The organism is Cedecea neteri NBRC 105707 = ATCC 33855 (genome assembly GCF_001571265.1).
Classification (GTDB): Bacteria; Pseudomonadota; Gammaproteobacteria; order Enterobacterales; family Enterobacteriaceae; genus Cedecea; species Cedecea neteri.
Genome location: NZ_BCTL01000004.1, coordinates 114,198 through 131,718 on the forward strand (window position 1 = coordinate 114,198; position 17,521 = coordinate 131,718).

General features: G+C 57.0%; 13 protein-coding genes and 1 other RNA gene. 4 read left to right on the plus strand and 10 right to left on the minus strand.

Annotated features, from left to right (window positions below; genetic code table 11):
• Window positions 1-42: 42 nt before the first annotated feature.
• Window positions 43-1,488 (plus strand): protein adenylyltransferase SelO, encoded by a 1,446-nt coding sequence (selO, locus tag CNE01S_RS02415; protein ID WP_061273039.1) that lies wholly within the window; start codon window positions 43-45, stop codon window positions 1,486-1,488.
• Here the strand turns inward: selO and CNE01S_RS02420 are convergent, their stop codons facing one another.
• From CNE01S_RS02420 to ppsR, 8 genes are all read right to left on the minus strand, one after another.
• The gene (locus CNE01S_RS02420) at window positions 1,489-2,268 is read right to left on the minus strand and encodes a heme ABC transporter ATP-binding protein (RefSeq protein ID WP_061273042.1); all 780 of its coding nucleotides are present in this window, start codon (window positions 2,266-2,268) and stop codon (window positions 1,489-1,491) included.
• Complete coding sequence (locus tag CNE01S_RS02425) at window positions 2,265-3,224, minus strand: FecCD family ABC transporter permease (protein WP_061273044.1); 960 nt, start codon at window positions 3,222-3,224, stop codon at window positions 2,265-2,267. Before CNE01S_RS02425 ends, CNE01S_RS02420 begins: the two co-directional genes overlap by 4 nt.
• A 35-nt stretch (window positions 3,225-3,259) precedes the next feature.
• On the minus strand, window positions 3,260-4,075 hold the full coding sequence (locus tag CNE01S_RS02430) for a heme/hemin ABC transporter substrate-binding protein (RefSeq protein WP_061273047.1): 816 nt from the start codon (window positions 4,073-4,075) through the stop codon (window positions 3,260-3,262).
• Window positions 4,072-5,103, minus strand: a complete 1,032-nt coding sequence (locus CNE01S_RS02435) for a hemin-degrading factor (RefSeq protein ID WP_061273051.1) — start codon at window positions 5,101-5,103, stop codon at window positions 4,072-4,074. The genes CNE01S_RS02430 and CNE01S_RS02435 overlap by 4 nt, the downstream gene beginning before the upstream one ends.
• An 11-nt stretch (window positions 5,104-5,114) precedes the next feature.
• Window positions 5,115-7,094 carry a TonB-dependent hemoglobin/transferrin/lactoferrin family receptor gene (locus CNE01S_RS02440; RefSeq protein ID WP_061273054.1) on the minus strand — a complete coding sequence of 660 codons (1,980 nt, stop codon included), beginning with the start codon at window positions 7,092-7,094 and terminating at the stop codon, window positions 5,115-5,117.
• 103 nt (window positions 7,095-7,197) lie between these two features.
• Complete coding sequence (hemP, locus tag CNE01S_RS02445; RefSeq protein ID WP_061273056.1) at window positions 7,198-7,362, minus strand: hemin uptake protein HemP; 165 nt, start codon at window positions 7,360-7,362, stop codon at window positions 7,198-7,200.
• Window positions 7,363-7,550: 188 nt separating this feature from the next.
• Window positions 7,551-8,597: a 3-deoxy-7-phosphoheptulonate synthase AroH gene (gene aroH, locus CNE01S_RS02450; protein WP_061273057.1), complete on the minus strand. Its 1,047-nt coding sequence runs from the start codon at window positions 8,595-8,597 to the stop codon at window positions 7,551-7,553.
• A 170-nt stretch (window positions 8,598-8,767) separates the two neighbouring features.
• Complete coding sequence (gene ppsR / locus CNE01S_RS02455) at window positions 8,768-9,601, minus strand: posphoenolpyruvate synthetase regulatory kinase/phosphorylase PpsR (RefSeq protein ID WP_061273059.1); 834 nt, start codon at window positions 9,599-9,601, stop codon at window positions 8,768-8,770.
• 327 nt (window positions 9,602-9,928) lie between these two features.
• On the opposite strand from ppsR, the gene ppsA reads away from it, so the two are divergent.
• Entirely contained in the window at window positions 9,929-12,307 is a 2,379-nt protein-coding gene (ppsA, locus tag CNE01S_RS02460) for a phosphoenolpyruvate synthase (protein ID WP_061273061.1), read from the plus strand.
• A gap of 84 nt (window positions 12,308-12,391) precedes the next feature.
• On the opposite strand, the gene CNE01S_RS02465 is transcribed toward ppsA, so the two are convergent.
• Window positions 12,392-13,954 carry an alpha/beta hydrolase-fold protein gene (locus CNE01S_RS02465; RefSeq protein WP_061273064.1) on the minus strand — a complete coding sequence of 521 codons (1,563 nt, stop codon included), beginning with the start codon at window positions 13,952-13,954 and terminating at the stop codon, window positions 12,392-12,394.
• Window positions 13,955-14,105: 151 nt separating this feature from the next.
• Here CNE01S_RS02465 and CNE01S_RS02470 point away from each other — a divergent pair, with 151 nt between their 5' ends.
• Window positions 14,106-16,268 carry a TonB-dependent siderophore receptor gene (locus tag CNE01S_RS02470; protein WP_072279083.1) on the plus strand — a complete coding sequence of 721 codons (2,163 nt, stop codon included), beginning with the start codon at window positions 14,106-14,108 and terminating at the stop codon, window positions 16,266-16,268.
• 9 nt (window positions 16,269-16,277) lie between these two features.
• On the plus strand, window positions 16,278-17,180 hold the full coding sequence (locus CNE01S_RS02475) for an alpha/beta hydrolase (RefSeq protein WP_061273066.1): 903 nt from the start codon (window positions 16,278-16,280) through the stop codon (window positions 17,178-17,180).
• Here CNE01S_RS02475 and rprA read toward each other — a convergent pair.
• An RNA gene (gene rprA, locus CNE01S_RS02480) (antisense sRNA RprA) lies at window positions 17,177-17,283 on the minus strand. The two genes, CNE01S_RS02475 and rprA, sit on opposite strands and share 4 nt — an antisense overlap.
• Window positions 17,284-17,521: the final 238 nt, after the last annotated feature.

Genomic DNA, 17,521 nt, shown 5'->3' on the forward strand with positions numbered 1-17,521 from the left:
TTAAAATGCATGACTGGGGCTACACTGTCGCGCGGAGGAACCATGACCAATACTTTAGCTTTTCTGAATACCTGGCACGATGAACTGCCGGGTTTCTACAGCGAATTAACCCCAACGCCGCTGAAAAATGCCCGGCTGCTTTATCACAGCCGGCCGCTGGCTGACGATCTGGGGATTAACGCCTCGTTTTTTGCAGCGCCGCAGCAGGGTGTCTGGAGTGGCGAAACGCTACTGCCCGGCATGCAGCCACTCGCCCAGGTTTACAGTGGCCACCAGTTCGGCGTCTGGGCCGGGCAACTGGGGGATGGGCGCGGTATTTTGCTGGGAGAGCAGCAGCTGGCGGACGGACGCAAAGTTGACTGGCACCTGAAAGGCGCGGGCTTAACGCCATACTCGCGCATGGGCGATGGCCGGGCCGTGCTGCGCTCCACTATCCGGGAATTTCTCGCCAGCGAAGCGATGCATGCTTTAGGCATCCCGACGACGCGCGCATTAACGATAGTTACCAGCGATACGCCGGTACAGCGTGAAACGGTTGAGCAGGGCGCTATGCTGTTACGGGTGTCCGAAAGCCATCTGCGTTTCGGGCATTTTGAGCATTTCTACTATCGCCGCGAGCCGGAAAAAGTCCAGCAGCTTGCCGATTACGCCATTCGTCACCACTGGCCGCATTTGCAGGGGCTTGAAGAACGCTATGAGCTGTGGTTCAGCGACGTCGTGGCTCGTACGGCAGCGTTAATTGCCAGCTGGCAAACCGTGGGGTTTGCGCACGGGGTAATGAACACGGATAACATGTCGATTCTTGGCCTGACCATGGACTACGGCCCGTATGGCTTCCTCGACGATTACCAGCCAGAATTTATCTGCAACCATTCCGACTATCAGGGCCGCTATGCGTTCGACAACCAGCCAGCGGTAGGGCTTTGGAACCTTCAGCGCCTCGCGCAGACGCTCTCCCCGTTTATTACCGCCGATAAGCTGAACGCTATTCTCGACGGCTACCAGCCGGCTATTATGCGTGCTTTTGGCCAGCGGATGCGGGCCAAACTGGGGCTCTGCACCGAACAGCAGGCCGACAACCAAATCCTGAGTGAACTGTTTGCTTTGATGAGCAAAGAGGGGAGCGATTACACCCGTACTTTCCGTATGCTGAGTATGACGGAACAGCTCAGCGCGGCGTCGCCGCTGCGCGATGAGTTTATCGACCGGGCAAGTTTTGACGCCTGGTTTGGACGTTATCGCGAAAGGCTTCAGGTCGAGCAGGTGAGTGATGCAGAACGCCAGCAGAAAATGCAGGCGGTGAACCCGGCGCTGGTATTACGCAACTGGCTGGCGCAACGGGCAATCGAGGCCGCGGAGCAGGGCGATACTCGTGAACTGGCGAAGCTCCACGAAGCGCTGCTCCAGCCGTTCTCCGATCGCGAAGACGATATGACGCAGCGCCCACCTGACTGGGGAAAACGGCTGGAAGTCAGCTGTTCCAGCTGATTACTGGCGCAGTCCTACCTGAGGAACCGGGTGTTCCGGATGCCGGAATACCCGTAGGTCCGCCTGATACCAGCGCTGCAAGGTTTGCTCTTCCAGCACTTCATCGGGCGTCCCGTCCGCGACCAGTCTGCCTTTATGCAGCAGCACGATACGATCGGCCCACAGCGCGGCCAGATTTAAATCGTGCAGTACAACGCAAACTGACAGCGTCCCCATTTGTGCCAGACGCCTCAACAGGCGCAGCACGTGCTGCTGGTGGTAGAGATCCAGCGCTGACGTTGGCTCATCCAGAAACAGCCAGCCGTGAGGCTGCCCGTCGCACCAGAGCTGTGCCAGCGCTCGGGCAAGCTGCACCCGCTGCTGCTCCCCGCCGGACAGGCGACAAAAATCTCTGCCGCTCAGGTCATCACAGCCGGTTAGGGCCATGACTTCCGCCACCACGCTGGCCGTTGACGCCTGCGGCCAGGGCGCCCGGCCCATAGCAATGACGTCTTCTACCGTCCAGCTAAACGCCATGCTACTTTGCTGGCGCATCACCGCCCGTTTGCGGGAAAGCGCTTCGTTGGACCATTGATTCAAATCATGACCCGCCAGCGCAACGTGCCCGCTGTCAGGCTGTTGAAACCCGGTTAACAACCGCAACAGCGTGGATTTGCCCGCGCCGTTTGGGCCAATCAGCGCGACCACTTCGCCCGGCTTCAGGCTGACATTGACGTTATCAATCAGATAACGATGGCCTAGCTTCAGCGAAATATCGTGCGTGGACAAAATGTCATTCATCTCGCGCTCTCCTTGCTGCGGAAAATCATCGCCAGGAACCAGGGGCCGCCAATCAGGCTGGTCAGCAAGCCCACCGGCATTTCTGCGGGCGCGACAATCGTTCGCGCCAGCGTATCGGCTACCAGCAGCAGCATAGCGCCCGCCAGCATGGAGCCGGGCACCAGCCAGCGATGATCTGACCCCAGCCACATGCGAACCAGATGCGGGACGACCAGGCCAACGAAGCCGATAACGCCGCTGATCGCCACCGAGGCGGCAACCAATAATGCGCTGAGGATCAGCAAATGGCGCTGGGTTGTTTTGACATCCACGCCCAGGTAATGCGCCTCTTCATCGCCGAGCTGGAGCAGGTTCAGGCGCTTTGAAAGCAGCCAGATACCCAGACTTGCGGGAAGAATAAGCGAAGCGGTGGCGAGCAACGTTGACCATTGTGCCTGGCCCAGGCTCCCCATCCCCCACAGAGAAAGCTGACGCAGTTGAGCGTCGTTGCTTATCCACGACAGCACGCCAACCGCCGCGCCACACAGCGCATTGATGGCGATGCCTACCAGCAGCAGGCGAGACAAACTGTTGGCGCCCTTGCGGCTAAGCAGGAAAATCGCCAGCGTCACCGCAAGGCTGCCGATAAACGCCGCCAGCATAGGGACGTAAAGTGCCAAAACCGCCGGCAAAGCCAGCGGCATGACAATAGACAGACCCACCGCCAGCGCGGCCCCGCTGCTGATCCCAAGCAAACCAGGGTCGGCAAGCGGATTACGGAACAGTCCCTGCATCACGCAGCCCGACAGCGCCAAAGCGCCGCCGATCAGCGCCGCCAGCAGCACGCGGGGCAGGCGGATGTTGAGCCAGATGTCGCGCAACGTGGTGTCGTGCGCCTGCCACAATACGGCCACCGACAGCCGCATTGCGCCGAGATTAGCGGCAATAAGCGCCATTGCCAGCAAAACCAGCCCCATTAAACACAGGGCATGGTGAGGCAAAGGTCGGCGTATCACGGCAGTTGCTCCGCTTTTTTGCGCAGGGCGAGGATCGTCTGCGGGGTATCAATCCCAAAGCCGAGCAGCGCCATATCATCGACGACCATCAGCTGTTTATTTTTCCCTGCTGGCGTCTGAGCAAGTCCTGGTAATGCCCAGACGTTGTCTTCCCCGCCGAGAGTTTTCACCCCGTCGGTGGTGACCAGAATCAGGTCAGGTTTGCTGGCGATCACGCCTTCCTGGGACAGCGGCTGGTAGCGCTTAAAGCCCTGCATGGCGTTGTCCAGGCCCGCAGCATGAATCGCCGCATCTGCGGCGGTTTCCTGCCCGGCTGCCATAGCTGTCATGCCGCCGTGGCTCATAATGAACAGCACTTTTTTGTCCAACGGTTTGGCGGGGATCGCTGCCAGCTGGTCGTGAAGCTCTTTACGCAGCTTGTCGCCTGCCGCCGTTTTACCCAGCGCGTTAGCCACGGCTGCCACTTTGGCGTCAATGCTGTCCAGGCTATTTTCGGCCGGGACGGTAACAACCTTCACCTTGCTGGACTCAACCTGTTTCAATGCCATTGAGGGCTGAGCCTGCGCGCTGACGAGTACCAGCGTCGGGCGCATAGCCAGAATACCTTCGGCGTTAAGCTGGCGCAGGTAGCCGACATCCGGCAGCTTTTTCACGGCATCGGGATGAAGGCTCGTGCTATCACGAGCCACCACATCCTGACCCGCACCCAGAGCCCAGGCAATCTCGGTGACGTCGCCACCGATGGTTACCACGCGCTCGGCCGCACCTGCCATTAACGGCAGGGCGAGGATGGCGAGCAGCAGGCGTTTCATGCCGCTAACCCTTTGCCGATCAGCGCTTCAATCTGCGTGCGCCACTGGTCTTGCTCCGGCTGGCCTTCGGTGCGCTGGCCGTACAGCTGTGCGATTTGCGTGCCGTCGGCGGCAAACAGCTCGAGGCTGGTAACGTGGCCGTCGGCGGTCGGTTTGCGGGTCACCCAGCTCTCGGCAATGGTGTCACCCATCAGGTGCAGGGTGAATTCCGGGTTGAATACGTTGACCCAGTTCTCCATCGGCACCACCTTGCGGATTTCACCGGTGAAGATCTGCACGCAGCCACGGTTGCCGACGAAAATCATTATCTCGTTACCGTCTTCTTTCGCCTGATTCAGCAGTTGGGACAGCGCTTCGTTGTCTACGCGACAGGCCAGATCGTCTTTCACCAGGCGGAAAGCCTGCTGACGCGTCAGCTGGTGGCGTTTCAGCAGCTGGAAGAACTGGTGCACGTCGGTCATCGCGCGCCATTCAGCATCCACTTTGTCGGCTTCGACGGTTGGGGTCATCACCGCTTCTTCCACGGCGTTAATATCCAGTGCCGGGTTGTCGGTATGGATAAAGCGGGTCAGCACCTGGCTCCAGGCTTCAACATCCGTGTTGTCGGTGGTGTAAACCTTCAGCAGTGCGTCACCCTGGTGATCGAAGAACTGGATGCTCTGGCGTTCACCGCGAGCCGTCTCTTCACGGACGTGGAACACGCTTGCCCACTGGTTCAGGAACAGACGCAGATCCAGCGCGCGTGGGTTCAGCACTAGCCCGGCGTGGCCGTTCAGGTGTTGGTTCTCAAAGCGACCCACCTGCTCGTGAACCGCATATTCGTTACGGCAGATGCACTTCGTTTCACCCACGGCTTCCAGCGCGGCGAAAATCTCTTTCACATCGCCGTTCAGGCGCCATGCGTCATGCCCGACACGGGCATGGGTCAGTTCCGCTTCGCTGATTTGCATCAGTTTGGCGATATCTCGGGCATATTTTTTCGGGTGTTCTTGCTTAAGCTGGATCCAGCTGTCGTAACGCTGACTCATGAATAACTCCTTTACCATTGATAGCTCACGAAAATTTTACCGTTACGGCCATCCTGCGGGAGACCCTGCGGTGACCAGTACTCTTTATCGAAGGCGTTGCCAAACACCAGCGTGGTGGTTAAACCGCGCAGCTGCTGCTGCCCTTTATAGCTGACATAAAAATCGCTGACCGCGTAGCCCGGCTGCTGTGCATAGGAGCTGCTGATGTGGGTGGAACGCTCGGCGAAGGTGCCGACCCAGCCCACGGAGAAACCGCTGTGGGACACAGGGATATCCAGGGTGGTGGTGACGGTGTCCGGGTTCAGACTGGAAATGTACTCGCCGGTATCTTCATCTTTGCCGCGGGTGCGGTTATAGGCGGTATCCAGGCTGAACAGATCGGCGGTGTACTTCGCGGTCACATCCCAGCCCCAAATTTTGGCTTTTGGCACGTTATAGGACATGGTGGTCGCTTTGGCGAAGTCCACGGTGGTGGAGATGTAATCTTTCGCTTTGGTGTCGAAGTAGCTGGCTTTGAACTCCAGGCCGTCGTTAGCCATCGCCAGATTGTCGAAGCGCAGACCGAAGCCGTATTCCTGCGTTTCGTTGGTTTCAGGGCGCAGATTCGGGTTTGGTACCCAGTAGTTGGTGTAGCGAGTGCCGATAGAGAAATGCTTGGAATCGTTGTACATCTCGCCCATGGTTGGCGCACGGAATGCCTGCGCATAAGAACCAAACAGCATCAGCCAGTCGGTTGGGGTGACGGAAACTGCCCCACGTGATGACCACTTATCGGCATCCACGTCTTTATAGCCCTGGCTGCTGCCGCTGTAGTTGTCGTAGCGTGTCCCGGCCAGAATTGAAATCGGCAGATCGCGCAGGGTGATTTCATCCTGCAGCCAGCCGGAGCCAAAGTTGATTTTCGCCTGTGGGAAACCGGTTGTCTGGCCACCCGGCGCCTGCTCCTGACGGTAATATTCGCTGCCGTAGGTCAGCAGGTTAGCCGCGAAGCTGTCGGTAAACAGACGGCTGCGGTTTTCGAGCTTACCGCCTTTGGTTGTCTGTTTACGGAACTCGCTGCCTTGATTCGGCGTTTCGGCGTTAATGCGAACTTCGGACCAGTAGGCCGTTGCGGTGGCGTTCAGCCAGTCGTTGTCCTGCGGGCCAAGGTGATATTTCAGCTGCGCGTCGCGCTGAATGGTGGAACGGTTGGTCATCGGGTTGCTGGACGCTGAGGCATCCGGCGTCTGCGGGTTTTTCGGTTCCTGAGCACTATTATTGTAGTAACGCAGGGAGCCGGACAGCGACTGAGCGGAATCGATATACCAGGTGCCTTTGGTCAGCAGGTTGCCGATATTTTCGTCATTAGGCGCAGTTTCGCCGTTGCTCTGGCGCAGATTACCGCGATCGCGGCTGGACCAGGCGACAACGCCGTCCAGGTTGTCGGTGCGGCCAAAGGCACTGGCGCCCATGCCGATGCTGTGGTCGCCGGTGCCGCCGGTGCCGAATACGCGGTAGCCGCTATTTTGACCTGCAAATAACAGATCTGCCGCATCGGCGGTTTCATAGGAGATTACGCCGCCCAGCGCGCCGCTGCCGTACAGCAGGGCTGCAGGACCACGGACCACTTCAATACGTTTAATCAGCGCGGGATCGAGGAAAGTGCTGTTCAGGTGGCCGGTGTCGGTGCCCTGGCGAATGCCGTCCACCAGGGTGAGCACGCCGCGACGGTCGTAGCCACGCATGTTGATGTCCTGGCCGTTTGTACGTCCGGTGCCGTCGATGGTGATCCCCGGTACTTTGCGCAGCATGTCAGCGGCGGAGGTGGACGTCTGGCTCTCCGGCGAATTCGCATCGATAACGCTCACCATCATTGGGGCTTCGAAGGTGCTGCGTTGGTTACCGGTGGCAACCACCGTCATTTGCTCGTCTTTAGCGAAAGCGGGCAGGGCGGTAAATACGGCTAAGGTCAGTACAGACAGACGAAAACCTGCGGTGTTGGTGCAAGGCATAGCGCAACTCTCCATAAGGAATAACGAAAGCGCTGGCTGCCTGGGGATGACCTGGGTGGCTGGCTAATTTCCCCTTTTTGATTTGGGGAACGGTTTGTTTAATTTATTTGGTCAGGATCAGTTTCCCGGCCTGAGTCTGGCGTAACAGATATTGCTGCCCTTCATGGACGATAACAACGCGGCCATCGACACCGAGCAGCGTTTTGCTGTCAACCTGGCGAGGCTCTGTCGCAGGCTGCGGGCGGGCGGGGGTGAATGGTTTATCCATACGCTTCACTCTGTTTACAAATGACAATCAGTGTAACAATGAGAATCATTATCAGAAAAAGCCGAATCAGCAGCAAGCATTATTTGTAATAATTGTGTGAATCAGGGAATTTCTCTGCGGGGGCGTTGTCGTGAAGCGTAACGCTATGATATCCGGCGGGTTATAGGGTTCCCCGCCGGCAGGTTGGATCAGAAGCGTCTGTCGATGGCCTGGGCCAGCATGGCGACCAGGGTTTCCGTATCTTCCCAGTTAAGGCAAGGATCGGTGATCGACTGGCCGTAGGTCAGCGGCTGGCCGGCGACGATTTGCTGCGTCCCTTCTTGCAGGAAGCTTTCCGCCATGATCCCGGCAATCGCCCTGGAGCCGTTGCGAATTTGCGTGCAAACGTCTTCGCAGACGTCCAGCTGACGGCGGTGCTGTTTCTGGCAGTTGCCGTGGCTGAAATCAATCACCAGATGTTCAGGCAGATCGAATGCGCTTAGCGTATCGCAGGCGGCAGCAATGTCTTCCGCATGGTAATTCGGCTGCTTGCCGCCGCGCATAATAATATGGCCATAAGGGTTGCCGCTGGTCTGGTAAATCGTCATCTGCCCTTGTTTATCCGGGGAGAGGAACATATGGCTGGCACGCGCGGCGCGAATGGCGTCCACCGCAATGCGGGTATTGCCGTCCGTACCATTCTTAAAGCCGACAGGGCAGGAGAGAGCGGACGCCATCTCACGGTGGATCTGGCTTTCGGTCGTGCGCGCCCCAATCGCACCCCAGCTAATCAGGTCGGCGATATACTGCCCGGTCACCATATCCAGGAATTCTGTCGCGGTGGGCACGCCCAGCTCATTCACCTGCAGCAGCAGGCGGCGAGCCTGTTCGATACCGTAATTAATGCGGTAGCTGCCGTTCAGATCGGGGTCGGAAATTAACCCTTTCCAGCCAACGACGGTGCGGGGTTTTTCGAAGTAGGTGCGCATCACGATCTCAAGGCGATCCTGATGTTTTTCACGCAGCGTTTTGAGGCGGCGAGCGTAGTCCATCGCGGCATCAAGATCGTGGATCGAGCAAGGGCCGACGATAACCAGCAGGCGCTTATCTTCCCCGGTAAGGATCTTTTCTATCCTGCGGCGGGCGGTGGTTACGTGCTGCGCAACGTCAGCGGAAACCGGGAAGCGATCGGTTAATTCAGCCGGTGTGACCAGGCTGTCGATGCGCGCGGTTCGCAATTCATCTGTTTTGTTCATTGGGTGTCTCAGAAATTTTGTCTTCTCTGCGGCAGATTTACCGGGAAGTGATGGGGATCACAATAAACCAAAGCTGACCGATTTCAACATCTGGCCAGCTTTGGCGAAAGGATTGCCCCACCGCAGTCTGTACACCCTAGCATACACGATTGGTCTTTTGTACTAGTTTCTTAGTACATGCGACGATTCAGTCCCATAATGTCGAGAATTTTGGTCGCCATTTCTTCCACCGAATAGTTGGTACTGTTGAGGTAGCGAATCTGGTTTTTACGGAACAGCGCCTCGACTTCGGCGACCTCCAGACGGCACTGGCGCAGGGAAGCATAGCGGCTGTTTTCGCGTCTTTCCTCACGGATGGCGGCCAGGCGCTCAGGATTGATGGTCAGGCCAAACAGCTTGTGCTGCAGCGGTTTAAGCACCGCCGGGAGCTGAATGTTGTCCATGTCATCGGCAATAAAAGGGTAGTTCGCGGCACGAATGCCAAACTGCATCGCGAGGTACAGGCTGGTCGGGGTTTTTCCACAGCGTGATACGCCCAGTAAAATCACCTGCGCCTGATCGAGATTGCGCATCGAAATACCGTCATCGTGCGCCAATGTGTAGTCAATGGCGGCAATACGTGCGTCATATTTCATCAGATTGCCGGGGTTAAGCCCGTGAGTTCGGTGGGCAACGGGCGTCGGATCCAGCTTCAGCTCCTGCTGTAGCGGGGCGACCAGCGTCTGCACGATGTCCTGACAGAAGCCTTCGCTCTGCATAATGATGTCGCGGATATTGGGCAGAACGATGGAATAAAACACCAGCGGACGGACCCCGGTTTGCTGGTAAATAGCGTCAATCTGCTCTTTTACCGCTTTTGCGCGGCTTTCATTTTCAACAAACGGCAGCGTAATACTGTTGATAGATACCGGGAATTGTGACATGACCGCGTGACCAAGTACTTCAGCGGTAATGGCGGTGCCATCGGAAATACAAAATACCTGACGATCGACTAAATTATCCATTTTTATTCCTGAGCGGGGAACCGGTTTCCCTAAAGCATAAAGTAAAACAAGGGATTCCGAGTAGCGCTAATCTTAATTTAAAAAGTGAAATAGCGTTTTTAAATTTAATAAACCATCGTAAATATATTCAAATCAATACTATACCCATTATCATTGTGAGGATTATATGATAATCAATGGTTTATGAAATGAGCGGATCTATCCGAAAATGTCATATTTTATTTTGCTTGAACGATTCACTGGTTTCATTCCCCCCTCAGAATATGCAAAGCTAAATACGAAGTCTGGTGTTTCTTGTACCCATTCATTTAAAAAAGGATTGTTTCGATGTCCAATAACGGCTCGTCATCGCTGGTGCTTTGGTATAACCAACTCGGCATGAATGATGTAGACAGGGTCGGGGGCAAAAATGCCTCCCTGGGTGAAATGATTACCAATCTTTCGGGTATGGGCGTTTCCGTCCCGAACGGTTTTGCCACTACCGCCGAGGCGTTTAACCTGTTTCTCGACCAGAGCGGCGTGAACCAGCGTATTTACGAGCTGCTGGATAAAACCGACATTGACGATGTGAGCGAACTGGCGAAAGCCGGGGCGCAGATTCGCCAGTGGATTATTGACACGCCTTTCCAGCCTGAGCTGGAGCATGCCATTCGTGAAGCGTACCAAACGCTCTCTGCCGATGATGCCGAAGCGTCCTTTGCGGTGCGCTCTTCCGCCACCGCAGAAGACATGCCGGATGCTTCCTTTGCCGGGCAACAAGAAACCTTCCTCAACGTGCAGGGCTATGATGCCGTGCTGGTGGCGGTGAAACACGTTTTCGCCTCGCTGTTTAACGACCGCGCTATCTCCTACCGCGTGCATCAGGGCTACGACCATCGCGGTGTGGCGCTCTCTGCTGGCGTACAGCGCATGGTGCGCTCCGACCTGGCTTCTTCCGGGGTCATGTTCTCCATCGATACCGAATCCGGTTTCGATCAGGTGGTGTTTATCACCGCCGCGTGGGGCCTGGGTGAAATGGTGGTGCAGGGTGCCGTGAACCCGGATGAATTCTACGTGCACAAACCAACGCTTGCAGCGGGTAATCCGGCCATCGTTCGCCGTACCATGGGATCGAAAAAAATCCGCATGGTGTACGCTCCGACGCAGGAACACGGCAAACAGGTGCGGATTGAAGACGTGCCGGAAGCCGACCGCGACCGTTTCTGTATTACCCAGGAAGAAATTCAGGAGCTGGCTAAGCAGGCGGTACAAATCGAAAAACATTATGGCCGCCCGATGGATATCGAGTGGGCTAAAGACGGGCACACCGGCAAGCTGTTTATCGTTCAGGCTCGCCCGGAAACCGTGCGTTCTCAGGGCCAGGTCATGGAGCGCTACCAGCTGCATGCTCAGGGGCAGATCGTGGCGGAAGGCCGCGCGATTGGTCACCGCATCGGCGCAGGCCCGGTAAAAGTGATTCACGACATCAGCGAAATGAACCGCATTCAGCCGGGCGACGTGCTGGTCACCGACATGACCGATCCTGACTGGGAACCGATCATGAAAAAAGCGGCGGCGATTGTTACCAACCGCGGTGGACGCACCTGTCACGCGGCAATCATCGCCCGTGAGCTTGGCATCCCGGCCGTTGTGGGCTGCGGCGACGCAACCGAGCGCATGAAAGACGGCCAGAACGTCACCGTATCCTGCGCCGAAGGCGACACCGGCTACGTTTACGCTGAAATCCTCGATTTTACCGTGAAAAGTTCCACGGTTGACGCCATGCCGGATCTGCCGCTGAAAATCATGATGAACGTCGGTAACCCGGATCGGGCGTTTGACTTCGCCTGCCTGCCGAACGAAGGCGTTGGCCTGGCGCGTCTGGAATTTATCATCAACCGTATGATTGGCGTGCACCCGCGCGCGCTGCTGGAGTTCGATCAGCAGGAGCCCGCGCTGCAGGCTGAAATCCGCACGATGATGAAAGGCTATGACGATCCGGTTGAGTTCTACGTGGGCCGTTTGACCGAAGGGATCGCAACGCTGGGCGCGGCGTTCTGGCCGAAGCGCGTTATCGTGCGTCTTTCCGACTTCAAATCTAACGAATACGCCAACCTCGTGGGCGGCGAGCGTTATGAGCCGGAAGAAGAGAACCCAATGCTGGGCTTCCGTGGTGCCGGTCGTTATGTGGCGGACAGCTTCCGCGATTGCTTCGCGCTGGAATGTGCGGCCATGAAGCGCGTGCGTAACGAAATGGGCCTGACCAACGTCGAAGTGATGGTGCCGTTTGTGCGTACCGTCGCTCAGGCAAAAGCGGTTGTTGAGGAACTGGAGCGTCAGGGCCTGAAGCGCGGTGAGAACGGGCTGAAGATCATCATGATGTGCGAAATCCCGTCCAACGCCCTGCTGGCGGACGAGTTCCTGCAATACTTCGACGGCTTCTCCATTGGCTCGAACGATATGACGCAGCTTGCGCTGGGCCTGGATCGCGACTCTGGCGTGGTTTCCGAACTCTTTGACGAACGTAACGACGCGGTGAAAGCGCTGCTGTCGATGGCGATCAAAGCGGCGAAGAAACAGGGCAAATATGTGGGGATCTGCGGTCAGGGGCCATCCGATCACGAAGATTTTGCCGCCTGGCTGATGGAAGAGGGGATTGACAGCCTGTCCCTGAACCCGGACACCGTGGTGCAGACCTGGCTGAGCCTCGCCGAACTGAAAAAATAACGCTCACCCCTTCTCCTTAACAGGAGAAGGGTATCCGGCCCGATGCCTGCCTGCGTTACTCGGGGCAGAGCACCGGGCCGACACTCATCCCCGCGTAATCAACGTCTTCATGCCGGTAATAATGGCCTCGCACCAGGCGGCGTAATCATGCCCGCTCGACCAGGGATTAAAGCTTACTTCGTAGCCCTTTCCACGCAGCACGGCTTCAAGCTGTTGCGTATTTCGGTAAATGCCGCCGTCTGCGCCTTTGCTTTCAAAGCGACCTGCCTGCAGCCAAAAACGAACGGGTAAACGCGGTGACTGTTGATACTGCCGGGTCAGCCAGCCGGGCATTTCGCCCTCGGGTGCCCACCAGTAAGAGCCGGACAAACTCAGCACGTTGCCAAACACTTCGGGATGGCGCAGGGCAACCCAGGCCGAAGCCAGGCCGCCGTAGCTGGAGCCCGCCACAATGGTTTTCCGTGCCGGGGTGCTGATGCCTTGATGGTTAAGCCACGGCACCAGCTCCTCAGCCATAAAATCGGCGAAATCGGGATTGGGCGGCAGCTCTTTTTCACGGCGTTCGCCGTCCAGACTGTCGATAAACACGGCGTTAACCGGCGGCAGGGCATGACGGGCTATCAGGCCATCCAGTACGTTGGCGAGATGATAACGATCCTGATACATGCGGCCGTCAAACAGCATTAGCGTCCAGCGCGCGGGCTGGCCGCCTCGCGGCCGGTAAACCGTCACTTCACGGCGATTATTGAGCTTTTTACTTTCTACCTGATAACGAACCAGAGAACCCTGCCGAATCGGCTCGGCGGTTGCCTGCGGCGTAAAATAGCGGTGGGCGGTCAGGTCCAAAAGTGAGAAACGATTCCAGCGGTCGCCCTTGCCGGCTGGGCTGAACTGCGGATTAAGCGGATCGGTCTGGGCCGACACCAGAATCGCCCGACGCTGGTCGCGGGCTGAGCCTTCCACAAGAGGAACGTCGGGAGCAAGTTTGTACTGCATAAGCGTATCAGCCGGCACCACATAGCTGCGATACCAAACGTCGGACTGCCCGAGACGGAACATCGGGTCATGGTCGCCGGCCGGCGAGCCGAGCACAAACACGTTGCCGTGAGCGCCGCGCCACAGGAACGTTACGCGCTTGCGGCTGGCATCGATGGGCTCGACCAGCGGCGTCCCCTGTTCGCGTCTTTCCTGCCAGAACGCTTCGGTGGTTTCGCCGTGGCTTAAGGCCTGCTCAAGCGCCAGCAGTGCCGGACTTTCCGGGGATTGCATTTCATTGCGTTTGAGTGGAACCGTCTCACGAATCTGCCAGCGAAACTGCCAGCGCCTGCCGGGTTCACCGCGCAGCACCAGCGTAGAAGGCTGGCCGACGGGGAGGGCAAAAAGTGGATTGTGCTTGCCATCCACCGGCCCGTTTTCCACCAGCGAGCGCCAGAGCCTGCCTTTGCTGTCTACCAGGCTGGCGTCGGTCACGCCGCTCAACCGGACGTTGGCGTAATTTTCACCCAGCGCCGGAAGGCCAAAGCAGATTTCGCCGCTGGCGTCGAACTTCCCATCCTGCTCACCCTGGCTGCCGGTAAAAGTACAGGTCGCGGCCACCGCCGACGCTGAACAGAGTCCCAACATTAATGCGCTCCACGCGGCTCTCATTGTGCTCATCAATCCTGATAAAAAAGTGCATACACGCTAATGCAAATGAGATTGATTTGCAATAACATTACTAATCGTTGCGTTTTACGACAAAACGTAACTGGAGAGAAAGGCGAACTTAATTCACCTAATCACATGGGATGTTACGGTCATGCACTTTAAAAATAATAAGGTAGCCCACGGCCTTTGGCTGATGGGGCTCAGTACCCTGGGGATGGGAAACGGCGTTCAGGCGCAGGAACGGCCGAGCAGCGAGGAGACTCTGGTTGTGACGGGCTCGGTGAGCGAAGATCCTTCTGCGCCGCTTAAGGGAATGGTGGCAACCAAAACGCTGTCCGCGACGAAAACATCGGCTGATTTACTCAAAACGCCGCAGTCGGTGTCGGTGATCACCCGCGACCAAATGATCGCGCAGGATGTCACCTCCGTGTCGCAGGCCTTGCGCTATTCGGCCGGAGTGCTGACGGAGTATCGGGGCAGTTCGAACCGCAACGACGAGGTGTTTGTACGCGGCTTCAGCTATGTACCGAAGTATCTCGACGGGCTGAGCTATGGCGCGACGGCGTCTTCCCAGACCGGGACTTTTGATCCGTGGCTGCTTGAGCGGGTAGAACTGGTGCGCGGCCCGGCGTCCGTGCTGTTCGGCCAGGTGAACCCCGGCGGGCTTATCAGCATGACCAGCAAGCGGCCGACGAGGGAAGCAATACATGAAGTGCAGTTCCGCTCAGGCAATCAGCATTTAGCCGAAGGCGCTTTTGATTTTGGCGGCTCGCTAAGCGACGACGACCGGGTGCTTTACCGCTTAAACGGGATAGCCCGGACGCAGCACAGCCAGGTTGCTGATTACAAAGAGCAGCGCATGGCGATTGCACCGGCGCTGACCTGGTATCCCAACGAGCAGACGCGCTTTACCTTGTTGACCAGCTACCAGAAAGACCCGAAGGCTGGCTATCGTAACTTTCTGCCTGCCGCTGGCCTGGTGACCAAAACGGCCGCAGGGTATATTCCGCTGGACTTTAACGTTAGCGATCCCAATTATGACCAGTCGTGGCGTGAGCAAACGATGTTGGGCTATGAGTTCGAGCACGGCTTCAACGATATCTTTACCTTCCGCCAGAATGCCCGTTACGCCAGCATCAAACAGAAGTATCGCTACCTCGTGTATTCCACCTCGAAGAGCGACACGTTACTTTCGCGCCGTGCGCAGCGTGAAACGCGAGATACCGATGAGTTTGGCGTGGATAACCAGCTTGAGGCGCAGTTTGATACCGGCGCGCTGGGGCATACGCTGTTGGGCGGCCTGGATTACAAGTCTAACCACGATAGGCAGCAGCTCAGCCGCGGTACCGGGGCGAAATACGACCTGTACTGGCCGAATCCGGTGTATGGCCTCAATGTGGACGAAAGTACTTTCAGCGCGGTGAACGACGATCGGCAGAATCTCGACCAGACGGGCGTATACCTGCAGGATCAGCTCAGCTGGAATAACTGGCAACTGCTGCTCTCCGGGCGTTATGACTGGGCCGAAGTACGGACAACGGATGGGCTGAAAAGCAAAACAACGCAGCAGAATGACAGCAAATTCACCTGGCGTACGGGGCTGCTTTACGCCTTTGATTTCGGCCTGTCGCCGTATATCAGCTACAGCACCTCGTTTGAACCAAACCTGCAGACCAACCGCGCGCCAGGGGCTGCGCCGTTCGACCCAAGCCTGGGCAAGCAGACCGAAGTGGGTCTGAAGTATCAGCCGCTGAAAGAGACTTTTATGACGCTGGCGCTGTTTGATCTTCGCCAGACAAATGTCGGCACGTACAACAGCGCGCTGGGTTGGTTCGAAAACGCCGGTGAGATCCGCTCCAAAGGGCTTGAAGCGGAGGTTCACTCCACGCTGTTTAACAGCCTCAATCTGATAGGCTCTTATACGTGGACGGATGCGGAAACCGTGAGCACCACCGTGGTTGGCACCGAAGGGAAAACGCCCGCGCGTGTTCCAACGCATATGGCATCTGCGTGGGGCAGTTACACTATTCCTGAAGGCAGGTTGAAAAATCTCACGGCAGGTGTCGGGGTGCGCTACATCGGCACCAGCTATGGCGATGCGAAAAATACTTTTAAAGTTGCGGCAGTGGATCTCTATGACGCCATGCTGCGTTACGAGCTGGGGGAAGTGAGCCCTGATTTGAAAGGGGCTGCCTTGCAGTTCAACGTCAATAACCTGGCGGACACAAAATATGTGGCGTCCTGCGCGTCGGATTCTGCCTGTTTCTACGGCATTGGCCGTACCTTAACCGCCACCGTCAGCTATCGCTGGTAAGGAGAACCTTTGCGCTATCTGCTTATGGCGCTTATCGCACTCGCTGCCCCATCAGGGGCAGCGGTCAACGAAGATAAGCCCTACATGCTGGCGAATACGCTGGTACACAGTCTGCATTCACCGGCAAACGGTGAGTATAAAATCATGGTGTCCTGGCCAGAAGGCAAAGCTCCGCCAGAAGGCTGGCCGGTGATTTATCTTCTGGACGGCGAGTCCGTCTTCCCCGGGGCGGTGTCGCTGATGCAGCGCCTGACCTGTGAGCGTTGCCCGTTAACGCCGGGCGTGGTGGTGGCTATCGACTACCCAGGAGACAGCCGGCGGGAGCGAGACTACCGGCCAACGGTAGATAAAGTCGCGCTGGAACCTAACCCTGCAGGCGGCACTTACCCGCCGGGTACACCCGGCGAGGCGCAAAAGTTCTGGCGGTTTATTGACGCTGAACTCCGGCCCTGGGTTGCACAGCACTGGAAAATCAACCCGCAGCGGCAGGCGCTTTTTGGTCACTCGTATGGCGGCCTGTTTACCACCTGGCTGTTTATGACCTCGCCGGGCGCTTTCCAGCATTATTACGCCTCGAGCCCTTCGGTGTGGTGGAACGATCGTTATCTGCTGCAGATGGCGCAAAACTGGCAACCGGACGAAGGGCAAACACAGCTCTCGATTTCGGTCGGAGGATATGAGCAGTCGCTGCAGCCCCAGGAAGCCAGACTGCCTGAGGCAAAACGCGCCGGACTGTTAAAACATCGCGGGCAGAGAGCGATGGTTGACGGCAACCGAGAAATGGCCAACGCGTTAATCGCCAAAGCGCCGCATCGGGTTGATTTTACGCTGGTAGAAGGGCAGAGCCACCTGACCGTTGCCCCGCTGGTTCTGCATGGGGCGCTTATCAATCACTTTGCGAAATCAGAATAAAAAAAAGCCCATCATCAAGATGGGCAAAGACTACACACAGCAATTCGTTGTTTCACTCAGGGGATTTCGATGTTTATAAATCAACGTGTTGATTCATAACCGTGAGTTAAATAGTAGGCATCTGGCTAAGTGGCGTCTCTCAGATTCGTCTCAATCGTTAACGAAAGGTAAAGAACTTACGTCAGAATAGCGGAGTGAAGGCGGTTCAATGGCCGGAATAACGAGGGGAAAACTCGTTATTGATTAGACTTATTAATCATTTGCGTTAAGTCACTGTGGCAGGCTTTAGGTGTCAGGTGTCAGTTCTCGTAGTGAAAAATAGTTTCTATGAACAGGTGGGG